The sequence below is a fragment of the Streptomyces spongiicola genome (assembly GCF_003122365.1).
Taxonomy (GTDB): Bacteria; Actinomycetota; Actinomycetes; order Streptomycetales; family Streptomycetaceae; genus Streptomyces; species Streptomyces spongiicola.
This window is the reverse complement of record NZ_CP029254.1, coordinates 4,051,735-4,074,168: the sequence shown is the minus strand read 5'-3', so window position 1 is coordinate 4,074,168 and position 22,434 is coordinate 4,051,735. Positions and strand designations below refer to the sequence as shown.

Genomic DNA, 22,434 nt, shown 5'->3' with positions numbered 1-22,434 from the left:
CCACAACCTCACGGGCCTGTGGACAACGGCATGGCGGGGCCGGACGTGGGCGATGATCGCAGCATGAATCAGAACGCGGAGGGGACGCTGCCCATCGACACCCCGGAGGCGGCCGCCGACCCGGAGGAGGCGGTAGGCCGTGCGGAGGAGGCGGTAGGCGGCACGGAGAGAGCGGCCGTCGCGGGCCCGGCCACCGCACGGGAGCAGCACTCGGACGGGAGCGAGGAGGCCGAGCGGCACCGCAGGCTGGCTGCCTGGCGGGCCTCCGACCGGCTGCTGTGGCACGGCTCGGCGGACGCCCGGCTCGGTGAGCGGCTCGCGGCCCTGGCTGCCGACGCGGGAGCCGTCCACGACCTGGACGAGCAGGTGGACCTCTACGGCGACGGGGTGGTCGCGGAGCTGGAGGGGCGCGTGGCGGCACTGCTCGGCTTCCCGGCAGCGGCCTTCTTCCCCACCGGCACGATGGCACAGCAGGTGGCGCTTCGCTGCTGGGCCGGACGCACCGGAAACCGAACGGTCGCACTGCATCCACTCGCCCATCCCGAGGTGCACGAGCGGGGCGCGCTGGCGGCGGTCGGCGGACTGCGCACGGTCCACCCGACACGGGAGCCTCGGCTGCCGACGGCCGACGAGATACGCGGTCTGGACGAGCCGTTCGGCACGCTGATGCTGGAGCTGCCGCTGCGGGACGCCGGGTTCGTGCTGCCGGAGTGGGACGGACTCGTGGAGGCCGTCGAGGCGGCGCGCGAAATGGAGGCGGTGGTGCATTTCGACGGCGCGCGACTCTGGGAATGCGCCACTCATTTCGGCCGTGCACTGGACGAGATCGCCGGACTCGCGGACAGCGTGTACGTGTCGTTCTACAAGTCCCTCGCGGGACTTTCCGGCGCCGTGCTGGCCGGGCCCGAGTCCCTGGTGGCGGAGGCGCGCGCGTGGCGCCACCGCTACGGCGGGCAGGTCTTCCAGCAGTACCCCGCGGCGCTCTCGGCACTGCTCGGCCTGGAGCGGCAGCTGCCGAGGCTGCCGTCGTACGTGGCTCATGCGAGGACGGTCGCGGCGGCGCTGTCTGCCGGGCTGGCGGAGGAGCCCGGAGTGCCCTGGTTCCGGGTGCATCCGGACCCGCCGCACACCCACCAGTTCCAGGTGTGGCTGCCCTTCGACGCCGGCCCGCTGGACGAGGCCGGTGTGCGGCAGGCGGAGGAGACGGGGGTGACCCTCTTCCGCCACTGGTTCCCCGCCCGGTCCGGCCCCCCGGGAGTCAGCACCACGGAGGTGACGGTGTCCTCGCCGGGGCTGTCATGGTCCGCGGACGACGTCAGGACGGCCCTCGCGGACTTCATGGCGCGGGTGCCGGCCGGGGGCGGGCGGGGGCGCCGCTGAGACCGGGCATCCCGCCCTCGGCCGCCGGAACCGCCCGGCGGACGCGCCGGCGGCAGCGGTGACGGCGGAGGCGGCGAACCGGCAGATGCGACGGCGGAGGCGGCGAACCGGCAGCGGCGGCGACGGCACGGCCGGACGCGGCCGCCCGGCGCGGGACGCCTCTCCCGTGGGGGACGCCGCGCCAGGCGGGCGCGATCCCCGGCACGGCTCTACCGGCCCGATCCGGCGGGCCTGTCATCCGGTTCCCGCGGCCCCGGCACGGCAGCCACGGACCGCGCCGGATGGGGCCGGATGGGGCCGGATGGGGCCGCCACGGCCCGTACACCCGCGGTGCCCCGTCCCCGAACCAGCCGTTGATCACCCCGGCGCCACGGTCAGGACGCGGCCCCGCCGCCCGCGCGAACCAGGCCGCTTTCGTAGGCCAGCACCACGACCTGCACCCGGTCGCGCAGCCCGAGCTTGGTGAGGATGCGGCCCACATGGGTCTTCACCGTCGCCTCGGAGAGCACCAGCCGGGCGGCGATCTCGCCGTTCGACAGGCCCTGCGCGACGAGCAGCATGACCTCGCGCTCGCGGTCGGTGAGCCGCTCCAACTCCTTCTGCCGCGGCTCCTTCCCGTGGGAGGGCAGCATCGGCGAGAACCGGTCGAGCAGCCGGCGTGTCGTGGACGGGGCGACGACCGCGTCCCCGCTGTGCACGGAGCGGATGGCGCCGAGCAGTTCGGCCGGGGGCACGTCCTTCAGCAGGAAGCCGCTGGCACCCGCCTTGAGCCCCGAGAACGCGTACTCGTCGAGGTCGAACGTGGTCAGGATCAGTACCTTCGGCGGATCGGGCTGGGCGCATATCCGGCCGGTCGCCTCCACCCCGTCCAGCCTCGGCATGCGGACGTCCATCAGCACCACGTCGACCGCCGTGGCGCGCAGGGTCTCGATGGCCTCGGCCCCGTCGCCGGCCTCGGCGACTACCTCCATGTCCGGCTGGGCGGCGAGCACCATCCGGAAGCCGGTGCGCAGCAGCGCCTGGTCGTCGACGAGCATCACGCGGATGGTCATGGGCGGGTCCTTGTCTCGTGGCTTGTGGCTTGTGGCTCGTGGCTTGTGGCTTGCGGCCGGACGGTTCTTGCCACCGGGTGGGCGGAGTGCGCCGGGCGGGGCGGGGGCGGGCAGGGCGGCTGGGCTGGATCGGGGGGCGGGGTTCGTCGGAACGGGGCGGACGGACGGGCAGGGGCCGACAGGGCCGACAGGCCCGGGGCAAAGGCATCCAAGCGGTGGAAGGCGAACCAAGGAAAGGCGATCCAAAGGGGCTAAAAGTGCTGGAAACAATTGAAGATCGGCTAAAGCGGTCGGAAGTGGATTGATCTCGAGAAAAAGGGGGGCGAAAAGGAGTGGAGAGTGCGCGTTCGGGCGGGCCGTTGACGGCAGGCTAGTGGGCGGGTTTGAGGGGAAGCAGCGCGCTGATCCGGAATCCGCCGCCGGGCCGCGGACCGGCGTCGAGCGTGCCGCCGACCATGCCGACGCGCTCCCGCATGCCGATCATGCCGTGGCCCTTGCCGTCAGCGCCGCCGTCCTCGTACAGCTCGTGAGCCGCGCCCCGGCCGTCGTCCTCGACGAGGAGCCCGAGGCCGTCGTCGAAGTAGACCAGCCGGACACTCGCCCCGGCGTCCGGACCGCCGTGCTTGCGGGTGTTGGTGAGGGCCTCCTGGACGATCCGGTAGGCGGTGAGTTCCACACCGCTCGGCAGCGGCCGCGGGGTGCCCTCGATCCGGAAGTCGACGGTCAGGCCCGCACCGCGCACCTGCTCCACCAGTTCCTTGATCTGCTCGACGTCCGGCTGCGGCACGTACTCGCCGCTCTCCGGTGCGTCGCCGGTGCGCAGGACACCCAGCAGCCGGCGCATCTCGGCGAGCGCCTGGCGGCCCGTGGAGGAGATCGTCTCCAGGGCCTGCCGGGCCTGGTCGGGCGCCGCGTCCAGCACATAGGCGGCGCCGTCGGCCTGCACGACCATCACCGAGACGTTGTGCGCGACGACGTCGTGGAGTTCGCGCGCGATCCGGGCGCGCTCCGCCGCCACGGCGACCTTGGACTGCGCCTCACGCTCCTTCTCCAGCCGGGACGCCCGCTCCTCGAGCTGGGCGAAATAGGCGCGCCGGGTGCGCAGGGAGTCACCGAGCACCCAGGCGAGGGCGAACGGAACGGTCATGACGACCGTGAAGAAGATCCTCGTCCCCGCGCTCATGCCCGGCTCGGGCCAGCGGATCTGGGCGAGTGTCGCGGCGCACAGCCCACCGGCGAGCGCGAGGTGGGAGGCCAAGCGCTGTCCGTCGTGCGCGGCGACGGTGTAGATGAGCACGAGCATCGCGAAGTCGGCCGGGTTGGGCGCCACGTCCAGCACCAGCTGAGCGAGACCGACCCCGGCGACCAGCAGCAGCATCCGCTCCGGCACCCGGCGGCGCAGCGCTACGGCGAGGCACAGGAGGAGCACCATGACGGTGGGCGCCACGCGCGGCTCGACCCCGACATGCTCCTGGGCGACCCACAGCATGGAGAACCCGAAGAGCACCACAGCCCAGAAGCTGTCGACGCCCGTCGGGTGCCGGCGGAGAAAATCATAGAGGCGCTGCACGTAACCCAGCGTAGGCAGTCCGACGAGCCGCCCGGGTCAACCGGAGGGGCGATCCGATCCCGGGGCGGCTACTCCCCAAGGTGGAGACTTGGGCGCGTGACGTACCAGGCGGCGAACGAGTCGGAGTGCACCGGAGGCGCGGAATGGGTGCCCTGGCGGGAGGCCGCGGAACGCGCCCTTTACGGGCCGAACGGCTTCTACCGGAGGCCCGAGGGGCCGGCGGGGCACTTCCGCACATCCGTGCACGCCTCCCCGCTGTACGCCGCCGCGGTGGCACGGCTGCTGCGGGAGACCGCGGAGGAGCTGCCGACCCCGGCGGCGGAGGTCGCGCTGGTCGACATCGGCGCGGGGCGCGGGGAACTGCTGACCGGAGTGCTGGCCGCGCTGCCGGACGGCTTCCCGGTGCGCGCCTACGCCGTCGAACGGGCGGGCCGCCCGTCGGGGCTCGACCCGCGTATCGAGTGGGGCGAACGGCCGCCGGACGGGGTCTCGGGGCTGCTGTTCGCGAACGAGTGGCTGGACAACGTCCCGGTGGACGTCGCCGAGGTCGACGGCTCGGGTGTCCCCCGCTACGTCCTGGTCAGGGCCGACGGCGAGGAACGTCTCGGGGATCCGGTGGCCGGGGCCGACGCCGCATGGCTGGACCGCTGGTGGCCGCAGGCCGATCCCGGCACGCGCGCCGAGATCGGGCGGCCTCGCGACGCGGCCTGGGCGGCTGCCGTGTCCTGCCTGGACGCGGGGCTCGCGGTCGCCGTGGACTACGCCCACCGCGCCGACGACCGTCCGCCCTTCGGCACGCTGACCGGGTTCAGCCGTGGGCGCGAGGTCCGCCCCGTCCCGGACGGCGGCTGCGACATCACGGCCCATGTGGCCCTCGACGCCTGCGCCGGGCCGGGCGCCGAGCTGGTGAGTCAGCGCGAGGCACTGCACCGTCTCGGTGTATCCGGCGCGCGGCCGCCGCTCGCCCTGGCCTCGGCCGACCCCACGGCCTACGTACGCGCGCTCGCCTCCGCGGGCGAGGCCGCCGAACTCACCGCGCCCGGCGGCCTCGGCGACTTCACCTGGCTCCTTCAGCCGGTCCCGGCACGCTGAGGGGACCGGCGCGCGGACCTGAGCCGTCGCCGGCCCGGGCTCCCACCCGACCACCCGACCCGCCCGGGCCGCCGAGCGCGCCGTGCCCGCCGAGGTCGCAAGCTCGCCGCGTACGGCCCCGGCCCCGGCCCCAGGCCCGGGAATCAAGGCACCGCACCAGGACCTACCGCCGCCGGATCCGAACCACACCAAACTGCATCGAAACCAAATGAACTAAACCGAAATGGATTCAAACGGACCAGAACCCACCGGACCGCCGGCTCCACCGCCACCGGATCGGGACTGCACCCGGGCTTCCGCCGCACGGCCGTGAGTGTGCCGGAGCAGCCCGGCGCCGAACGGACCGGGCGGGACCGGGCGGGACCGGGCGGGACCGGGCGGGACCGGGCGGGACCGGGCGGGACCGGGCGGGACCGGGCGGGACCGGGCGGGACCGGGCGGGACCGGGCGGGACCGGGCGGGCGGAACCGCACTACACCCACCGCACACCCACCGCCCCGAGGAAACCTCACGCGGACCGGCACACCCGGCCGCGGAGAGTACAGGCCCTGGCACGGACGGGTCATGGCGCGGACGGACCGTGGTTCGGACGGACCGTGGTTCGGAGCGAGGGCAGGTGCCACCCGCAAGGATGCGCACGCCGCGGATGGTGCGCCGTGAAAGCCGGGGCGCGGCCCCCTCCCCGGAAGGCAGGCACCTGCGCGCCGGCGGGCCGGGAGCGCGATCGGGGTCCCGGGCCGGGCGCGTACCGGTCCCGGAGGGATGCCGCGGCCGGCTCGTGCGAGGTCGTCCCGGCCACGCGCGCACCGGCCCCGGGCATGGCGCCGACCGCCGCCCCACGCGGGGGACACCGCCGGAGGGCACCGGATCCTGAAGGTGGCCCCCCGGCCGCCGCCCCACGCGGGGGATACTGTCGCCCATGACGGAGACGACGATCGGCATCGGCGGCGCGGCGGAGAGCACCGACATGGTGCTGAACATCGGACCGCAGCATCCCTCCACGCACGGCGTGCTGCGTCTCCGTCTCGTCCTGGACGGCGAGCGCATCGAGCAGGCCGAGCCGGTGATCGGCTATATGCACCGCGGCGCGGAGAAGCTCTTCGAGGCACGCGACTACCGCCAGATCGTGATGCTGGCCAACCGCCACGACTGGCTGTCCGCCTTCTCGAACGAACTGGGCGTCGTGATGGCCGTCGAGCGGATGCTCGGCATGGAGGTCCCGGAGCGCGCCGTGTGGCTGCGCACCCTCCTCGCGGAGCTGAACCGGGTGCTCAACCACCTCATGTTCCTGGGTTCGTATCCCCTCGAACTGGGTGGAATCACCCCGATCTTCCACGCCTTCCGGGAACGGGAGGACCTCCAGCACGTGATGGAGGAGATCTCCGGCGGCCGGATGCACTACATGTTCAACCGCGTCGGCGGCCTCAAGGAGGACCTGCCCGCCGGCTGGACCGGGCGGGCGAGGAGCGCGATCGCCGAGGTCCGTTCGCGGATGGACGTCTACGACCGGCTCGTCCTCGGCAACGAGATCTTCCGGGGCCGCACCCGAGGGGTGGGCGTGCTCAGCGAGCGGACCGCGCACGCGTACGGCGTCTCGGGCCCCCTCGCCCGGGCCTCCGGCGTCGACTTCGACCTGCGGCGCGACGAGCCGTACCTGGCCTATGCCGACCTGCGGGAGACCCTCGAGGTGGTGACCCGCACCGAGGGCGACTGCCTGGCCCGGTTCGAGTGCCTGCTGTGGCAGACGCATAATTCGCTGGAGCTGGCGGACGCCTGCCTGGACCGGCTCGCCGAACTGCCGCCCGGGCCGGTCAACCAGCGGCTGCCCAAGGTCCTGAAGGCACCCGAGGGCCACACGTACGCCTGGACCGAGAACCCGCTCGGCATCAACGGCTACTACCTGGTCTCCAGGGGGGAGAAGACCCCGTACCGGCTCAAGCTGCGCTCGGCGTCGTACAACAACATCCAGGCGCTCACCGAACTGCTGCCCGGCACCCTCGTCTCCGACATGGTGGCCATTCTGGGATCGATGTTCTTCGTGGTCGGAGACATCGACAAGTAGACCCGGCGGGGCGTAGGGCACACGGATCGACGGGGCGGCGGCGGACATCCGCCCGCGCCGGGGTGGGATGGGCATCGGGACACCCGGTCGGGCTTCGCGCCCCGCCGCACCGAGGACGACGAGAGCGCCGGGCGGCTCCCGCCACCCGGCGCTCCACGGCCGGGGCCGCGCCCCGGGCCCCCGCCCGGTCAGGAGATCGCGCTGCGCAGCTGCACGATGTCCAGCTGCTCCGTCTCGTCGTGCGCGGTCAGGTCGATGACCTCGCCCACGGCCCGCTCCTCCGTAGGACCGCGCTGTGCGAGCGCCTCCTCACCGACCACGTCGGCGAGGTCCTCGTCCTGGACCGAGGCGAGCCGTGCCGGCTCGAGGGCGGCGACCGGCTTCTTCCTCCGGGTGCCGCCCCCGGCGGCCGCGGCCGGCCCGGCGGACCCGCCTGCTCCCCCGGCCGGTCCGGCGCCCTCAGCGCCCTCGGCGCCCTTCACACCCTGGGTGCCGAAGAAGTCGAAACCGCCCTGCGGGCGCACGGGCCGGCGCTGCCCGGAGTGGGGGACGATCGCCGCGGCGACCGGCACCCGCCTGGCGGGGGCGGCGGACGACGGGTGGGCGTGCTGTGCTCCCCCGGCGACCGCCGCGTGCTTCCCCTTCGACTCGTCCGCCTCTCGGGCCCGCTCGGCGATGTCGCGTTGACGGGCCTCCTCGACGGTGCGCCTCGCCTGCTGCTCGGCGGCCCGGCGCGGCAGCTCGTCAAGCGCCTTTGCGGCGCGCAGATAGGCGGACGGTGTCGGCGTGGAACCCGCCGGGGGCAGCTCCCTGGGCGAGCCCGCCTCGATCGCGAGCTGCCTGCGGCCCTCGAGCGCGCTGGCGCGCTCGGTCTCCGCGTTCGCGTACCGGCGGAGCAGGGCGGCGTGCTCGTTGCGCAGCCCGGCCAGCTCGACCCGCTTGGCGCGCAGCTTGGCGTCGAGCTTGGTCCGCAGTTCGCGGGACTCGTCCAGATCGGCCTCCAGTTCCGCTGTGCGCTCCTCCGTCTTCCAGAGGTCGCTGGCACGGAGCCGGGTGAGTTCGGCGACCCGGCGGCCCGCGTACCGGTCCCAACTGCGCATGAGGAAAGCGCCGGTGACCGCTGCGACGGCTGCGGCCGCGACCAGGGTGCGGAGCAGGACCGGATCGGAGAGCAGCCAGGCGCCCAAAGCACAGAGGATCGAAGCTCCGGCGACCGCCGAGGGCGGGAGGAGCCTGTGCAGAGGTGGGGAATGGCGGTGGCGTCCACGTGGCATGGCCCGAAATTTACCGTGCGTAGGTGACGATTGGGGGGTCGGACCGGCAATCTCTTCGCATCGGAAACACCCCGCTTTCGATGTACCGGGTCACCCAGCCGTATTCCGCGCCCCGCGCCGATTCGGTCCGGGCCCGGCGCCCGGGACGCGCCGGGGCCGGTCGCGGAATTCCCGCCCGGCCCGCGGCTCCTGAACCGCGGGCCGGCCGCCCGGGACCGACTGACGGTCCGGCCGGTACCGCGAACGCTGCCGTCCCCGGGTGGGACGGGGCAGAGCCCGCCGGGAGGTTCACCGCTTCGCCAGCAGCCCCTTGGACGCCAGGTACTCCTCCGCCACCTCCCGGGGCTTCGCCCTCTCGGCGTCCACCTTGCGGTTCAGCTCGACCAGGTCCTCGGTCGTCAGCGACCGGGTGACTCTGCCGAGCGCGTCGGCTATCTCCGTTGATCCGGCGTCCTCGGCGTTGACCACGGGCAGCACGTTGTCGGCGTTCTGGAGCTTTCTGTCGTCCTCCAGCAGCACCAGCCCGAAGCTCTCCAGTGTGGCGTCGGTCGTGGTGGTCAGGACCAGTTGGTCCTCGCCGTCCTTGACCGCCTGTTTGGCCTGCGGGGTGCCGACGCCCTTCGGGTCGACCCCCGCCACGTCGATGCCGTACGTCTTCTTCAGCCCCGGCGCGCAGAACGGGCGCACCTCGCACTCGTCCCCGGCGGCGATCCTCACTCTGATCTTCGACCGTCCAAGATCGGAAAGGGACTCGAGGTCGTTCTTCTCGGCGAATTCCCTGCTCACCGCGAACGCGTTCTGGTCGACGGCCTCCCCGGGGGGCAGCACCTTCAGGCCGCGGGGCGCCGCGAGCTTCTCCAGGGCGGCCACCGTGGCGCCGACATCGCTGGACGCGACGGGCTTCTCCTCGGGGGCCTTGGGACCGTTCGTCTTGGCGTTGAGGAATTCGGCGATCGTGGCCGCGTATTCCGGTACGACGTCGATCTCGCCCTTCTCCAGGGACGGTTCGTACAACTCGCGGTTCTTCACCGTGGTGACGGAGGCGTCGTATCCGGCGTCGCGCAGCACCTGGGCGTAGAGTTCGGCGAGCACCTTGGACTCGGTGAAGGCCGCCGCCCCTACCACCAGGGAGCCCTTGCCCCCGGCGCTCGCGCCGCCGCCCGAGGCTCCGGCACCGCCCTTCTCCTGTTCCAGGCCGTCGGCGCCGCAGCCGGCGAGCGAGCCCGCCAGAGCCATGGCGCCCAGTGCCGCTCCCGCGAGGCGCGAGGTCTTGCCCATCAAGGTTCACCATCCAAGAAGTGAGTCGTCACACGGTCCTCCGGAGTGGAGCGGCCATGCGGTCCACCGCAACCAGCACGGCCTCCACCAGGAGGGCGAGCACGGCCACGAGCAGCGCGCCCGCGACCACCTGCGGTGTGTCGTACGTGTTGAAACCGGCCGTGATGATGCGGCCGAGGCCGCCCTGCCCGACCATCGCCGCGATCGTCGCCGTGGCGACCACCTGGACCGCGGCGGACCGCAGCCCGGTCATGGCCATCGGATAGGCGAGGGGCAGTTCGACCCGGACGAGCAGCTGCCCGCCCGACATCCCCATGCCCCGTGCCGCCTCGACGACCGACCGGTCGACCTCCCGCATACCCACATAGGCGTTGGTGAGCAGCGGCGGCACGGCGAACAGGACCAGGGCGACGATCGTCGGGACGTATCCCGCACCGCGCAGCGGCGTGACCATGAACAGCGCGAGCACCGCGAACACGGGAACGGCCCGCCCCACGTTCGAGATGTTCACGGCGAGGGCGCCACCGCGTCCGGTATGCCCCAGCCAGAACGCGACGGGCAGGGCGACCGCACAGGCCAGCGCCAGGGCGACCCCGCTGACATACAGATGCTCGCCCAGCAGGTGCCAGACTCCGCCCTCCCCGGACCAGTTGGCGCCGTTGGTGAGCCATGCCCAGGTCCTGGCCGGCACGTCCATCAGCGGGCCTCCCGGCTTCCGGCCGTACGTATTCGGGTCCAGGGCGTGAGCAGCCGCTGCACGCCGAGCAGCAGCAGGTCCGCGGCGACCGCGAGGAGCACGCAGAGCACCGAGGCGGTCAGCACCTGCGCCTTGAAGAAGCTGGGCAGCGCGTCCTCGATGAGATTGCCGAGGCCGCCGCGGCCGACGATCGACCCGACGGTGGTGAGCGCGACCGTGGAGACGGTCGCGATCCGCAGCCCGGCCATCACGGCGGGCAGCGCGAGCGGAAGCTCGACCTCCCACAGCATCCGGACCGGTCCGTAGCCCATGCCGCGGGCGGCCTCACGGGTCTCCGCGGGGACCGCCTCCAGCCCGGCCACGGTGTTCCGCACCAGGATGGTCAGCGAGTAGAGCACCAGGCCCGTGACCACCAGGGCGGCGGAAAGGCCGAAGAAGGGCAGCAGCAGCGAGAACATGGCGAGCGACGGGATCGTGTAGAGCACCGTCGTCAGCCCCAGGACCGGGCCGGCGAACCGGGGACGACCGCGTGCGATGAGCGCAAGCGGAAAGGCCACGACGAGTCCGATCGCGACCGAGGCGACCGTGATCTGGACGTGCTGCGCCGTGGCGTCGACCAGTTCCTGGCTGCGGGAGCGGAGGTACTCGCCGCAGATCCAGTCGTTGGCGACCAGGCAGTCCCGGCCCGCCATCTCCCCACCCCCGTCCTCGTGTCCGGCCCGTTCGACTGCTTGCCGAACGAAGAACGACCCTAACCCCCGCCACCGACAGTCGCCGAGGAGCCCGCGGCCACCGGGGAACCGGCGGCCGCCGGGAAGCCGAGAGCCGCCCGGGGCCTCCTGCTCCGGCGGGACCGCCCCGCGCAGGGCCCGTCGTCACCCGTCACAATGGGGAACCATGATCCGATTCGAGCACGTGACCAAGCGGTACCCGGACGGCACGACCGCTGTGGACGACCTCTCCTTCGAGGTCGCCGCGGGTGAACTGGTCACCCTCGTGGGACCGTCCGGTTGCGGAAAGACGACCACCATGAAGATGGTCAACCGCCTCATCGAACCGACGGAGGGTCGGATATTCCTGGACGGGGACGACATATCCACCATCGATCCCGTACAACTGCGGCGCCGGATCGGCTATGTCATCCAGCAGGTGGGCCTCTTCCCGCACAAAACGGTCCTGGAGAACACGTCGACCGTGCCCCGCCTCCTCGGCTGGAAGCGCTCCCGGGGCCGCGAGCGGGCGGCCGAACTCCTCGACCTCGTCGGCCTCGACCCCCGCGTGTACGGCGACCGCTACCCCGAGCAGCTCTCCGGCGGCCAGCGTCAGCGGGTGGGCGTGGCCCGGGCCCTGGCGGCCGATCCCCCCGTCCTGCTGATGGACGAGCCGTTCGGCGCCGTCGACCCCGTCGTCCGGGAGCGGCTGCAGAGCGAGTTCCTCAGGCTCCAGGCCGCGGTCCGCAAGACGGTGCTCTTCGTCACCCACGACATCGAGGAGGCCGTCCGGCTCGGCGACCGCATCGCCGTCTACGGGCAGGGCAGGATCGAGCAGTTCGGCGCACCCGCGGCCGTGCTGGGGGCACCGGCCGGCCCGTATGTGGCGGACTTCGTCGGCGCGGACCGGGGCCTCAAGCGGCTGTCGGTCACCCCGGTCGAGGAGGGGGATCTCGAACAGCCTCCCATGGTCCGCCTCGACGACCCGCTGCCCCGTGCCCTGGATGCGCCCTGGGCCGTCGTCCTGGACTCGGGTGGCGAGTTGCACGGCTGGATCTCCGCCGAGCACGCGGGCCGCACCGGCACCGTGCGCGAGCACGCCCGGCGCATGGACGCCCGGATGCCGGTCGGAGCCTCGCTGAAGCAGGCGTTCTCGACGATGCTGCAGCACGACGCGGGGTGGATCGCGGTCGTCGACCGGGAGGAGAAGGGACGGTTCCTCGGGGTGCTGACCCCGGATCGCCTGCACGAGGCCCTGCGCCGCTCCGTCGACGCGGACACCCGGGACGTCCCCCGCACCACCGTGGACATCGACCGGGTCCCGTCGCACTGAGCGCCGCCGACGCACCCGGCGCGGTCCGGCACGGTCCGGCCGGACGAGGCCGAGCCGAGCCGAGCCGAGGCGCCCGCCGCGTTCCATGGACCCGGCAAGAACTCGGTCAACGCGGCAGGGACCGTTCGGGACCCGTACCAAACCGCTGCCAGGCCGGACGACCGTCTCAAGCACGTCCTGTTCGTCTCCTTTATCCCATTCATCCCGTTCGGCCTGTTCGGTTCCGAGGGGCCGGTCGGGTACGAGGGCCCCCTCGACCGGTCGGATACGAGGGCGGTGTCGACTGGACCGTCGCCTACCCGCTCGGCGCGCTCGACCTGCCGACCGCCGTCACCACGATCCGTCACCACGATCCGTTTCGCCCTCCGGCCCGAACACCCGGCCGCGACACTCGCACCGGGCGACGGGGCCGGGCTCCGCGAGCTGCTCGCGAGGCACGGCGGCCGCGACTCCCTCGGCCGCCTCGCGCTCCGCCGCGACAAGGGGGCCCGCGCGGTGGGGCGGTGTCCGGGCAGCCGCGGACCGGTGGGACCGGGCATCCCCGGCAGCCGGACCGGCAGGCCGGACAGCAGCGCGGGCGGCCGCCGACCGGTGGGGACCGGGCAGCGGCAGGGACGGGACGCTACCGGGCCTAGGCTGGTCGTATGAGTACCTTGCGCGCACGGGGCACGCCCACGGGCCTGCCGGAGTGGGACCGCTGTGCGGTCATGGGAGTCGTCAACGTGACGCCCGACTCCTTCTCCGACGGCGGCCGCTGGTTCGACACCACGGCCGCCGTCAAACACGGCCTCGACCTCGTCGCCGAGGGCGCGGACCTGGTGGACGTCGGCGGCGAGTCGACCCGGCCCGGCGCCTCACGCGTCGACGAGGAGGAGGAGCTGCGCCGTGTCCTCCCCGTTGTGCGGGGCCTGGCGGGCGAGGGTGTCACGGTGTCCGTCGACACCATGCGCGCCTCCGTCGCCGCGCAGGCGGTCGCCGCGGGCGCCACGCTCGTCAACGACGTCTCCGGCGGGCTCGCCGACCCGCAGATGGTTCCGGCCGTCGCCGCCGCGGAGGTCCCGTTCGTCGTCATGCACTGGCGCGGCTTCAGCGAGGACATGAACGGCCGGGCGGTGTACGGGGACGTCGTCGCCGAGGTCGCCGCGGAACTGCGCGCGCGGATGGACGCCGTCGTCACGGGAGGTATCGCCGCCGAACGGATCATCGTCGACCCGGGCCTCGGCTTCGCCAAGCAGGCCGGGCACGACCTCTCCCTGGTCGCCCACCTCTCCGAGCTGGGAGCGCTGGGCCGTCCGCTCCTCGTCGCCGCTTCCCGCAAGCGGTTCCTCGGCCGCGTCCTGGCCGGTGGCGCCGCGACCCCGCCACCCGCCCGCGAGCGGGACGCGGCCACCGTCGCGGTCTCCGCGATCGCCGCACACGAGGGTGCCTGGGCGGTGCGGGTCCACGAGGTGCGGGCCACGGCGGACGCCGTCCGGGTCGCGCGGGCTGTCGAGGGAGCCCGGTGACCTCGCGTACCGACGTCGAGAACGTCGAAGCGGCCAACACCGCCTTCTACGAGGCCGTGGAGCGGGGCGACTTCGAGGAGGTGTCGGGGCTCTGGCTGGACGGCGGGGACGCCGACGACATCTCCTGCGTGCACCCGGGCTGGCCGGTGCTCTCGGGGCGCGGCGAGGTGCTCCGCTCATACGCCCTGATCATGGCGAACACCGAGTACATCCAGTTCTTCCTCACCGATGTGCGCGTCAGCGTCTTCGCCGGCACGGCCGTCGTCACCTGCACCGAGAACATCCTCAGCGGCGGCCCCGCGGAGGAGGCCGGCGAGCTCGGGCCCCTCGTCGGGCAGCTGGTCGTTGCCACCAATGTGTTCCGCCGCACACCTGACGGGTGGAGAATCTGGTCACACCACGGTTCGCCCGTTCTGGCGGAAACGGACGGCGAAGAGGACGGCGATTCCACCCCTTGAGTGGGTAAACCGGCATGTGGGAGGTTCGTTTCCGCGGCTGGGGGCAGGGGTGGCCGGCGACCGGTGACGCTCTCGTCCGCGGCCCCCGCGGGCAGGCCGTGTCCGAGCCCGCAGGTAGATTCGAATCCGTGCACTGCTGCCGCCCGCACGCGGCCGCGTGCTCGCCGGACTACGACAGCAGGAGTGATTCGCGTGGATCGTGTCGCGCTGCGCGGCCTGAGGGCCCGCGGGCACCACGGCGTCTTCCCCCGGGAGCGCGAGGAGGGCCAGACCTTCGTCGTGGACCTGGTGCTCGGCCTCGACACCCGTCCCGCGGCGGCCGACGACGACCTGGCGAAGACCGTCCACTACGGAGTGGTGGCGGAGGAGGTCGTCGGCGTCGTCCAGGGGGAGCCGGTGGATCTGATCGAGACGCTGGCCGAGCGCATCGCCCGGCAGTGCCTCGAGCACGCGGGCGTCCAGGAGGTCGAGGTCGTCGTGCACAAGCCGGATGCCCCGATCACCGTCCCGTTCGACGACGTCACCATCACCATCACCCGGAGCCGTGCATGAGCGACCCCACCGTGCAGCCCGTGCCCACCGCCGTCGTCGAGCAGGTCGACGCGGCCGACATCACCCTGTCCAACCCCAAACGCGCCGTGATCGCGCTCGGATCCAACCTCGGCAACCGGTTGGAGACGATCCAGGGCGCCGTCGACCTGCTGGAGGACACGCCCGGCGTGCGGGTCAAGGCGGTCTCCCCGGTGTACGAGACGGAGCCGTGGGGCGTCGAGCCGGGCAGCCAGCCGTCGTACCTCAACGCCGTGGTGCTCGTGAGGACGACCCTGCCGCCCGCCTCCCTGCTGGAGCGGGGCCAGGCGATCGAGGAGGCGTTCCACCGGGTGCGCGAGGAGCGCTGGGGTCCGCGCACGATCGACGTCGACATCGTGGCGTACGCGGACGTGATCTCGGACGATCCGATCCTCACCCTTCCGCATCCCCGGGCGCACGAGCGTGCCTTCGTCCTCGCACCCTGGCACGATGTGGAGCCCGAGGCCCAGCTGCCCGGCCGGGGCGGCATCGCGGAGCTGCTGGACGGTATGGCTCGGACGGGTGTCGCTCCGCGCGAGGACCTGGAACTCCGCCTCCCCGAGTAGTCGTTACCCTCTTCAGGGTCTCCGGCACCAAGACGAAGGACACAGGGGCGCGTGGTGAAGCAACTACGGCTTGGGGTACTGGCCGGGCTGTTCGTGGCGGCCGGGGTGCTGTCCTGGGGCGGCGCCCGACTGTGGGACTCGGTGGGCACGCTGCCGAGCGTGCCGCTGGCCGCGCCCATCGTCCTCGCGGCGATCGCCGCGATCCTCCTGGCCACCGCGCTGTCGCTGCGCGCCCGGCTGCGGGCCCAGCGGGAGCGCCGTCCGGGGGCCAAGGGAGTCGAGCCGCTGATGGCCGCCCGCGCTGTCGTCTTCGGCCAGGCGAGCGCCCTCGTGGCGGCGCTCGTCAGCGGTGTGTACGGCGGTGTGGGCGTCTTCCTGCTCGGCTCGCTCGACGTCCCGGCACGCCGTGACCAGGCGGTCTATGCCGGCTTCTCGGTCCTGGCCGGCATCGCGGTGATCGCTGCGGGCCTGTTCGTGGAGCGGGTCTGCAAGCTCCCGGACGACGAGGACGACGGCACGGGTCAGGTCCCGGCGCGCTGAGGGCCGTCCCGGCCGCCGCAGCACGGCGGAGCACGGCGGAGCACGGCGGAGCACGGCGGAGCACGGCGGAGCACGGCGGAGCACGGCGGAGCACGGCGGAGCGCCCCGGCCTCACGGGCCCGGGGGCGCTCCGCCGATCGGGGCGATGATCAGCGCGCCATGATGAGGCTCATCGCCTCGTTGCGCGTGGCGACGTCGCGGAGCTGGCCGCGTACGGCGGAGGTGATCGTCTTGGCGCCCGGCTTGCGGATGCCGCGCATCGACATGCACATGTGCTCGCACTCGATGACCACGATCACCCCGCGCGGCTCCAGGATCTCCATCAGGGAGTCCGCGATCTGCGTGGTCAGCCGCTCCTGCACCTGGGGACGGCGGGCGAACACGTCGACCAGGCGGGCGAGCTTGGACAGACCGGTGATCTTGCCCGTGGTCGACGGGATGTAGCCGACGTGGGCGACGCCCCGGAAGGGGACGAGGTGATGCTCGCAGCAGCTCACCAGCTCGATGTCCTTCACCAGGACCATCTCGTCGTGGCCGAGGTCGAAGGTCGTGGTGAGAACGTCCTCCGGCTGCTGCCAGAGTCCCGCGAATATCTCCCTGTACGCCCGTGCCACCCGCGACGGGGTCTCCCTCAGGCCCTCGCGGTCCGGGTCCTCTCCGACGGCGATGAGGAGCTCGCGTACGGCGTTCTCGGCGCGCTTCTCGTCGAACTCGCCGATCGAACCCTCGCCGTCCAGCGTCACCGGGTCGGTCATCTGTGCCTCGTTCCTGTGCTCTGCCGCGGCACGAAAAACGCCGCACCTCCCAGGCTAGAACCCGGGAGGTGCGGCGTTCATTCCGGCACGGCGGCTCTCACCGCCGCATCATGCCTGGTCAGGCTTCCGGACGCTCGTCCTGGACCGCCTCCTTGGGCGCCTTGGTGACATCGGTCACCGTCGGCGCGGAGGCTCCGTTGGCGCCGTTGGTGAGCGCGAGTTCCTTCGGCGACAGCACCGGCGGACGGGTGGACGGCGTACGGCGGGAGGAACCGGTCCACGCCGGACGGGCCGGGCGCTTCACGATCGGGGCGAAGATCTCCGCGATCTCCTCCTTGCCGAGGGTCTCCTTCTCCAGCAGCGCGAGGACGAGGTTGTCGAGGACGTCGCGGTTCTCGACGAGGATCTCCCACGCCTCGTTGTGCGCGGCCTCGATGAGCTTCTTGACCTCCTCGTCGACCAGCGCGGCGACCTCCTCGGAGTAGTCGCGCTGGTGCGCCATCTCGCGGCCGAGGAACGGCTCCGAGTTGTCGCCGCCGAACTTGATCGCCCCGAGGCGCTCGGTCATGCCGTACTGCGTGACCATCGCGCGGGCGGTGGTCGTGGCCTTCTCGATGTCGTTCGCCGCGCCCGTGGTCGGGTCGTGGAACACGAGCTCCTCGGCCGCTCGACCGCCCAGCATGTACGCCAGCTGGTCCAGCATCTCGTTGCGGGTGGTGGAGTACTTGTCCTCGTCCGGGAGCACCATCGTGTAGCCGAGTGCCCGGCCGCGGGACAGAATCGTGATCTTGTGGACCGGGTCCGAGTTGGGGGAGGCCGCCGCCACCAGGGCATGTCCGCCCTCGTGGTACGCGGTGATCTTCTTCTCCTTGTCGGACATGATCCGGGTCCGCTTCTGCGGGCCCGCGACCACGCGGTCGATGGCCTCGTCCAGGAAGTGGTTGTCGATCAGCTTCTTGTCACTGCGGGCCGTCAGCAGGGCGGCCTCGTTCAGCACGTTCGACAGATCGGCGCCGGTGAAGCCGGGGGTGCGGCGGGCGACGGCCGAGAGGTCGACGTCCGGTGCGACCGGCTTGCCCTTCTGGTGGACCTTGAGGATCTCCAGACGGCCCTGCATGTCCGGGCGGTCGACGGCGATCTGCCGGTCGAAGCGGCCCGGGCGGAGCAGTGCCGGGTCGAGGATGTCGGGCCGGTTCGTGGCGGCGATCAGAATGACGCCGCCCTTCACGTCGAAGCCGTCCATCTCGACGAGGAGCTGGTTCAGGGTCTGCTCCCGCTCGTCGTGACCGCCGCCGAGGCCGGCGCCGCGGTGGCGGCCCACCGCGTCGATCTCGTCGACGAAGACGATTGCCGGGGCGTTCGCCTTGGCCTGCTCGAAGAGGTCGCGGACCCGGGAGGCGCCGACGCCGACGAACATCTCGACGAAGTCGGAGCCGGAGATCGAGTAGAACGGCACGCCCGCCTCGCCCGCGACGGCACGGGCGAGCAGCGTCTTGCCCGTGCCGGGCGGGCCGTACAGCAGCACGCCCTTCGGGATCTTGGCGCCGACGGCCTGGAACTTCGCCGGCTCCTGCAGGAACTCCTTGATCTCGTGGAGTTCCTCGACGGCCTCCTCCGACCCGGCCACGTCGGAGAAGGTGGTCTTCGGCGTGTCCTTGGTGATGAGCTTGGCCTTGGACTTCCCGAAGTTCATGACCCGGGAGCCGCCGCCCTGCATCTGGTTCATCAGGAACAGGAAGACGACCACGATGAGCACGAAGGGGAGTAGCGAGAGGAGAACCGAGAGGAACGGGCTCTGCCGCTCGGGCGTGACCGTGTAGCCCTTCTCGATCTCACCCGCGTCGTACTTCTGCTGCAGGGTCGTGGCCAGCTCGACGCCCTGGTCGCCGATGTAGCTCGCCTGGACCTTGTCGCTGCCGTCGACCTTCTGGCCGTCCTTCAGCTCGATCTTGATGATCTGCTCGTCGCCGGTGGTCAGCCTGGCCTGATCTACCTGGTTCTTGGTGATCGCCTGGACGACCTTTGCGGTGTCCACCGTCTTGTAGCCGCCCGACGAGCCGACGACCTGCATCAGCACGACCACGGCGAGGACGGCCAGCACGATCCACATGACCGGCCCACGGAAGTATCGCTTCACGTCCATCCATACGGAGCGGTGCCGCCCCGTCCCTCCTGCCCGTAGGTAAATGCTGCTCTGAGACTGCTGCTGTGAGACTGACTGAAAGACTGCTCTTCGGACGGTACCCCAGCATTGTCACTCGGGACCGCCTTCCCATGCTCCAACGGCGGGAGGGCGGCCGGGGTTCCCCGGGGCGCGTCCTCGCCTCAGCCCCCGTACACGTGGGGCGCGAGGGTACCCACGAACGGGAGGTTGCGGTACTTCTCCGCGTAGTCGAGGCCGTAGCCCACGACGAACTCGTTCGGGATGTCGAACCCGATCCACCTCACGTCGATCGCCACCTTGGCGGCGTCCGGCTTGCGGAGCAGCGTGCAGACCTCGAGCGAGGCCGGCTCGCGGGAGCCGAGGTTCGACAGCAGCCAGGACAGGGTCAGACCGGAGTCGATGATGTCCTCGACGATCAGGACGTGCCTGCCCTTGATGTCGGTGTCCAGGTCCTTGAGGATGCGGACCACTCCGGAGGACTGGGTGCCCGCGCCGTACGAGGAAACCGCCATCCAGTCCATGGTGACGGGCGTGGACAGGGCACGCGCCAGGTCCGCCATCACCATCACGGCGCCCTTGAGGACCCCGATGATGAGCAGGTCCTTGCCCGCGTACTCCGCATCGATCTTCGCGGCCAGCTCGGCCAGCTTCGCGTCGATCTCTTCCTTGGTGATGAGCACCGATTTGAGATCGGCTCCCATGTCCTTCTCGTTCACCCGCGTCGCTTTCTGTCTCGGCGTCCCGGCACCCGGCCCGCTTCCGGCTCAGCTCTGCCGAATGACCAGTCTGCCACCCTGGCGGAGCGCCTCGACCCGGCCGGGCAGGTTCAGGGGCTTCTGCCCCCGCCATCCCACGATGAGTCGCTCGACCTCCTCGACGTGCCGGGCGAACAGCGAACCCGCAGGTGAACCGGCCGCCACCAGAGCCCGGCGGAGCACCCGGCGGCGGACGGCGGGGGGCAGTGCGTACAGCTTCGCGCATTCGAGCAGTCCGGCGTCGTCGCGGACGCTCTCATCGGCCTGCGCGGCCCAGGCGTCCAGCGCGTCGGCGTCGTCCCGGGAGAGCCGGGCGGTGCGCGCCAGCGCCTCGACCACGCCCTTGCCGAGCGCCTTCTCCAGCGCGGGCAGGCCCTCGTGGCGCAGCCGGGAGCGGGTGTAGGCGGGATCGTCGTTCATCGGGTCGTCCCAGACGGGCAGGTGCTGGACCAGGCACGCCTTGCGGGCCGTCTGGCGGTCGAGCCGGAGGAAGGGGCGCCGGTAGCGGCGGCCGGCGCCGGAGACGTCCGCCATGCCGGACAGCGAGCGGATGCCGGAGCCCCTGGCGAGGCCGAGGAGCACCGTCTCCGCCTGGTCGTCGCGGGTGTGGCCGAGGAGCACGGCGGCCGCGCCGTGCCGCTCGGCGGCCTCGTCCAGGGCGGCGTACCGGGCGTCCCGGGCGGCGGCCTCGGGGCCGCCGGCGCGGCCGACGGTCACGGCGGCGGACTCGACGGGGTCCAGCCCCATGGCGGTGAGCCGGGCGGCGACCTCGGCGGCGCGGAGGTCGGATCCGGCCTGCAGGCCGTGGTCGACGGTGACGGCGCCGGCACGGACGGACAGCTTGGGGGCCTCGAAGGCGAGCGCGGAGGCGAGCGCCATGGAGTCGGCGCCGCCGGAGCAGGCGACCAGCACGACGGGGCGGCCGTCCGGGCTCGGCGCTGTGGTGGAGCGCCTCCCGGAGCGGGGTGCGGCGCTCGGGATCGTGTGCAGTTCGTTCAGTACGTCGTGCAGTACGCGGCGGACCGCCAGGCGTATCGCCGCGACCGCGGGATGCGGACCCATGTCCGTGCCCTTCGTGGAGTCGGGGGTGGTCGGGGTGCCTCCAAGTGGAGGAGGCGGAGGCGAGGGGGGATTTGGTCACTCAGAGTGTCTCGATGGTGACAGAACCGCGCCGTTCCCCGAGCATCGCACGCCTACCCAGCGCCTACGGTCCCTCGGACGGGTGATTACCGGGGCGTCCGTCTGCCACCGGCCGCACGGGGCCCAGGAGGCTCCGCAGGCTCAGGAGTCCGCCCTCCGGTGCACCCTCGCGATCCAGTCCGCCGGTTTGGTGATCTCGGCCTTGGTGGGCAGGGTGTTCGGCGAGGTCCAGACCCGGTTGAAGCCGTCCATTCCGACCTCCTCGGCGACGGCCCGCACGAACCGCTCGCCGTCCCGGTACTGGCGGAGCTTGGCGTCCAGGCCGAGGAGCTTGCGCAGCGCCAGGTCGAGGCGGGAGGCCCCCCGGGCGCGGCGCTGCTGGAACTTCTCGCGGATCTCCGCCACGGACGGCACGACCTGCGGCCCCACGCCGTCCATCACGAAGTCGGCATGGCCCTCGAGCAGGGACATCACCGCGGTGAGCCGGCCGAGGATCTCGCGCTGCTCGGGGCTCTGGACGATCTCGACCAGCGAGCGCCCCTCGTCCCCCTCGCCCTCGGGACGGCCGCCGGCGAGCGTCTGGGCGGCCTCGCGCAGCCGCTCCAGCACGGTCATGGGGTCCACGTCGGTCTCGGCGAGGAACGACTGGATCTCGCCCTCGAGATGGTCGCGCAGCCAGGGCACGGCGGTGAACTGGGTGCGGTGGGTCTCCTCGTGCAGGCTCACCCACAGGCGGAAGTCGTGCGGGGCGACGTCGAGTTCGCGTTCCACGTGGACGATGTTGGGAGCGACCAGGAGCAGTCTGCCGCCGCTGCCGGGCGCCCCGGGCAGCTCGCGCGTCGGCGGGGCGAACGTCTCGTACTGGCCGAGGACCCGGGAGGCGAGGAACGACAGCAGCATGCCCAGCTCGACTCCGGTCACCTTGCCGCCGACGGCGCCGAGCACGGCTCCGCCGGCGGTGCCGGCCCGGCGCTCCTGCATCTTGTCGAGCAGGGGTTTCAGCAGTTCGCGGAAGCCCGCGACGTTGGCCCTGACCCAGCCCGGCCTGTCGACGACGAGGACCGGGGTGTCCTCGGGTTCGTGTCCGTCGGGGATCATCCGGGTGAAGTCGCGGACGTGCGCCTCGGAGGCCCTGGCGTGCCGCCGCAGTTCGGCGACGACGGCACGGGCCTCTTCCCGGGTGACGTCCGGCCCCGGCCGGACGAGGCGGATCGCGGTCGCGACCGCGAGGTTCCAGTCGACCATCTGGGCACCACCGATGCTCGTCATGCGTCAACCGTACGTTGTCGCCCCGGCGCGCGGTGAGGTGTCGGCTCCCCGGGCCCGCGGCCGGGCGGGCGGGGGCGGGGCGCCAGACGAGGGCGGGCGACCGGACGAGGGCGGGCGCGCGACCGGGCGTCCCACGGCCGGTGCCCGGGACAACGGGGCGGCGTCGGCGCGCACGCGGGAGCCCCGGAAGCGGTGGCGAGGACGCCGGGAACACGGCCGCGGGAAGTGCCGCGGGGACACCGGGGACGCAGCGGCGGGGACGCC

Annotated in this window: 20 protein-coding genes; 9 read left to right on the top strand and 11 right to left on the bottom strand. The window is 72.4% G+C overall.

Going from position 1 to position 22,434, the window contains the following annotated elements:
- Positions 1-63: 63 nt before the first annotated feature.
- Entirely contained in the window at positions 64-1,380 is a 1,317-nt protein-coding gene (locus tag DDQ41_RS17945) for a threonine aldolase family protein (RefSeq protein WP_109297801.1), read from the top strand.
- Between the two features lie 374 nt (positions 1,381-1,754).
- On the opposite strand, the gene DDQ41_RS17940 is transcribed toward DDQ41_RS17945, so the two are convergent.
- Both DDQ41_RS17940 and DDQ41_RS17935 read right to left on the bottom strand, forming a co-directional pair.
- A complete protein-coding gene (locus tag DDQ41_RS17940) occupies positions 1,755-2,432 on the bottom strand; it encodes a response regulator transcription factor (protein ID WP_109295398.1) in 678 nt (225 codons plus the stop codon).
- 370 nt (positions 2,433-2,802) lie between these two features.
- On the bottom strand, positions 2,803-4,002 hold the full coding sequence (locus DDQ41_RS17935; protein WP_109295397.1) for a sensor histidine kinase: 1,200 nt from the start codon (positions 4,000-4,002) through the stop codon (positions 2,803-2,805).
- Between the two features lie 96 nt (positions 4,003-4,098).
- Here DDQ41_RS17935 and DDQ41_RS17930 point away from each other — a divergent pair, with 96 nt between their 5' ends.
- Positions 4,099-5,094, top strand: coding sequence for an SAM-dependent methyltransferase (locus tag DDQ41_RS17930; RefSeq protein WP_109295396.1), 996 nt, complete (start codon positions 4,099-4,101; stop codon positions 5,092-5,094).
- A 919-nt stretch (positions 5,095-6,013) separates the two neighbouring features.
- The gene (locus tag DDQ41_RS17925; protein WP_109295395.1) at positions 6,014-7,156 is read left to right on the top strand and encodes an NADH-quinone oxidoreductase subunit D; all 1,143 of its coding nucleotides are present in this window, start codon (positions 6,014-6,016) and stop codon (positions 7,154-7,156) included.
- 188 nt (positions 7,157-7,344) lie between these two features.
- Here the strand turns inward: DDQ41_RS17925 and DDQ41_RS17920 are convergent, their stop codons facing one another.
- The 4 genes from DDQ41_RS17920 to DDQ41_RS17905 all read right to left on the bottom strand — a co-directional run bounded on the left by DDQ41_RS17920 (position 7,345) and on the right by DDQ41_RS17905 (position 11,097).
- Positions 7,345-8,430: a hypothetical protein gene (locus DDQ41_RS17920; RefSeq protein WP_172607804.1), complete on the bottom strand. Its 1,086-nt coding sequence runs from the start codon at positions 8,428-8,430 to the stop codon at positions 7,345-7,347.
- A gap of 288 nt (positions 8,431-8,718) precedes the next feature.
- Positions 8,719-9,708: an ABC transporter substrate-binding protein gene (locus tag DDQ41_RS17915; protein ID WP_109295393.1), complete on the bottom strand. Its 990-nt coding sequence runs from the start codon at positions 9,706-9,708 to the stop codon at positions 8,719-8,721.
- Positions 9,709-9,736: 28 nt separating this feature from the next.
- Positions 9,737-10,405, bottom strand: coding sequence for an ABC transporter permease (locus tag DDQ41_RS17910; RefSeq protein WP_109295392.1), 669 nt, complete (start codon positions 10,403-10,405; stop codon positions 9,737-9,739).
- Complete coding sequence (locus tag DDQ41_RS17905; protein ID WP_109295391.1) at positions 10,405-11,097, bottom strand: ABC transporter permease; 693 nt, start codon at positions 11,095-11,097, stop codon at positions 10,405-10,407. Before DDQ41_RS17905 ends, DDQ41_RS17910 begins: the two co-directional genes overlap by 1 nt.
- 205 nt (positions 11,098-11,302) lie before the next feature.
- On the opposite strand from DDQ41_RS17905, the gene DDQ41_RS17900 reads away from it, so the two are divergent.
- The 6 genes from DDQ41_RS17900 to DDQ41_RS17870 all read left to right on the top strand — a co-directional run bounded on the left by DDQ41_RS17900 (position 11,303) and on the right by DDQ41_RS17870 (position 16,087).
- A complete protein-coding gene (locus DDQ41_RS17900; protein WP_109295390.1) occupies positions 11,303-12,448 on the top strand; it encodes an ABC transporter ATP-binding protein in 1,146 nt (381 codons plus the stop codon).
- Between the two features lie 644 nt (positions 12,449-13,092).
- Positions 13,093-13,953: a dihydropteroate synthase gene (gene folP, locus DDQ41_RS17890; RefSeq protein WP_109295389.1), complete on the top strand. Its 861-nt coding sequence runs from the start codon at positions 13,093-13,095 to the stop codon at positions 13,951-13,953.
- Entirely contained in the window at positions 13,950-14,411 is a 462-nt protein-coding gene (locus DDQ41_RS17885) for a nuclear transport factor 2 family protein (RefSeq protein ID WP_109295388.1), read from the top strand. The genes folP and DDQ41_RS17885 overlap by 4 nt, the downstream gene beginning before the upstream one ends.
- Positions 14,412-14,603: 192 nt before the next feature.
- Positions 14,604-14,963 carry a dihydroneopterin aldolase gene (folB, locus tag DDQ41_RS17880; protein WP_109295387.1) on the top strand — a complete coding sequence of 120 codons (360 nt, stop codon included), beginning with the start codon at positions 14,604-14,606 and terminating at the stop codon, positions 14,961-14,963.
- The gene (gene folK, locus DDQ41_RS17875; protein ID WP_109295386.1) at positions 14,960-15,547 is read left to right on the top strand and encodes a 2-amino-4-hydroxy-6-hydroxymethyldihydropteridine diphosphokinase; all 588 of its coding nucleotides are present in this window, start codon (positions 14,960-14,962) and stop codon (positions 15,545-15,547) included. The genes folB and folK overlap by 4 nt, the downstream gene beginning before the upstream one ends.
- A gap of 54 nt (positions 15,548-15,601) precedes the next feature.
- Positions 15,602-16,087 (top strand): DUF3180 domain-containing protein, encoded by a 486-nt coding sequence (locus tag DDQ41_RS17870; RefSeq protein WP_174720365.1) that lies wholly within the window; start codon positions 15,602-15,604, stop codon positions 16,085-16,087.
- A gap of 149 nt (positions 16,088-16,236) precedes the next feature.
- Here DDQ41_RS17870 and folE read toward each other — a convergent pair whose 3' ends face one another.
- The 5 genes from folE to DDQ41_RS17845 all read right to left on the bottom strand — a co-directional run bounded on the left by folE (position 16,237) and on the right by DDQ41_RS17845 (position 22,170).
- Positions 16,237-16,842, bottom strand: coding sequence for a GTP cyclohydrolase I FolE (gene folE, locus DDQ41_RS17865; protein WP_109295384.1), 606 nt, complete (start codon positions 16,840-16,842; stop codon positions 16,237-16,239).
- A gap of 118 nt (positions 16,843-16,960) precedes the next feature.
- A complete protein-coding gene (gene ftsH, locus DDQ41_RS17860) occupies positions 16,961-18,985 on the bottom strand; it encodes an ATP-dependent zinc metalloprotease FtsH (protein ID WP_109295383.1) in 2,025 nt (674 codons plus the stop codon).
- Between the two features lie 182 nt (positions 18,986-19,167).
- Complete coding sequence (hpt, locus tag DDQ41_RS17855) at positions 19,168-19,707, bottom strand: hypoxanthine phosphoribosyltransferase (protein ID WP_109297800.1); 540 nt, start codon at positions 19,705-19,707, stop codon at positions 19,168-19,170.
- Between the two features lie 63 nt (positions 19,708-19,770).
- On the bottom strand, positions 19,771-20,823 hold the full coding sequence (gene tilS / locus DDQ41_RS17850; RefSeq protein ID WP_109295382.1) for a tRNA lysidine(34) synthetase TilS: 1,053 nt from the start codon (positions 20,821-20,823) through the stop codon (positions 19,771-19,773).
- A gap of 219 nt (positions 20,824-21,042) precedes the next feature.
- Positions 21,043-22,170 carry a zinc-dependent metalloprotease gene (locus tag DDQ41_RS17845; RefSeq protein ID WP_109295381.1) on the bottom strand — a complete coding sequence of 376 codons (1,128 nt, stop codon included), beginning with the start codon at positions 22,168-22,170 and terminating at the stop codon, positions 21,043-21,045.
- Between the last annotated feature and the right edge of the window lie 264 nt (positions 22,171-22,434).

What these genes read in the sequence shown, in the direction of transcription:
- DDQ41_RS17940 (WP_109295398.1), bottom strand. Translation starts at nt 2,432, where the DNA reads ATGACCATCCGCGTGATGCTCGTCGACGACCAGGCGCTGCTGCGCACC.
- DDQ41_RS17905 (WP_109295391.1), bottom strand. Translation starts at nt 11,097, where the DNA reads ATGGCGGGCCGGGACTGCCTGGTCGCCAACGACTGGATCTGCGGCGAG.
- DDQ41_RS17910 (WP_109295392.1), bottom strand. Translation starts at nt 10,405, where the DNA reads ATGGACGTGCCGGCCAGGACCTGGGCATGGCTCACCAACGGCGCCAAC.
- DDQ41_RS17920 (WP_172607804.1), bottom strand. Translation starts at nt 8,430, where the DNA reads ATGCCACGTGGACGCCACCGCCATTCCCCACCTCTGCACAGGCTCCTC.
- folK (WP_109295386.1), top strand. Translation starts at nt 14,960, where the DNA reads ATGAGCGACCCCACCGTGCAGCCCGTGCCCACCGCCGTCGTCGAGCAG.
- DDQ41_RS17845 (WP_109295381.1), bottom strand. Translation starts at nt 22,170, where the DNA reads ATGACGAGCATCGGTGGTGCCCAGATGGTCGACTGGAACCTCGCGGTC.
- tilS (WP_109295382.1), bottom strand. Translation starts at nt 20,823, where the DNA reads ATGGGTCCGCATCCCGCGGTCGCGGCGATACGCCTGGCGGTCCGCCGC.
- DDQ41_RS17900 (WP_109295390.1), top strand. Translation starts at nt 11,303, where the DNA reads ATGATCCGATTCGAGCACGTGACCAAGCGGTACCCGGACGGCACGACC.
- DDQ41_RS17925 (WP_109295395.1), top strand. Translation starts at nt 6,014, where the DNA reads ATGACGGAGACGACGATCGGCATCGGCGGCGCGGCGGAGAGCACCGAC.
- folE (WP_109295384.1), bottom strand. Translation starts at nt 16,842, where the DNA reads ATGACCGACCCGGTGACGCTGGACGGCGAGGGTTCGATCGGCGAGTTC.
- DDQ41_RS17915 (WP_109295393.1), bottom strand. Translation starts at nt 9,708, where the DNA reads ATGGGCAAGACCTCGCGCCTCGCGGGAGCGGCACTGGGCGCCATGGCT.
- ftsH (WP_109295383.1), bottom strand. Translation starts at nt 18,985, where the DNA reads ATGGACGTGAAGCGATACTTCCGTGGGCCGGTCATGTGGATCGTGCTG.
- DDQ41_RS17945 (WP_109297801.1), top strand. Translation starts at nt 64, where the DNA reads ATGAATCAGAACGCGGAGGGGACGCTGCCCATCGACACCCCGGAGGCG.
- folP (WP_109295389.1), top strand. Translation starts at nt 13,093, where the DNA reads ATGAGTACCTTGCGCGCACGGGGCACGCCCACGGGCCTGCCGGAGTGG.
- hpt (WP_109297800.1), bottom strand. Translation starts at nt 19,707, where the DNA reads ATGGGAGCCGATCTCAAATCGGTGCTCATCACCAAGGAAGAGATCGAC.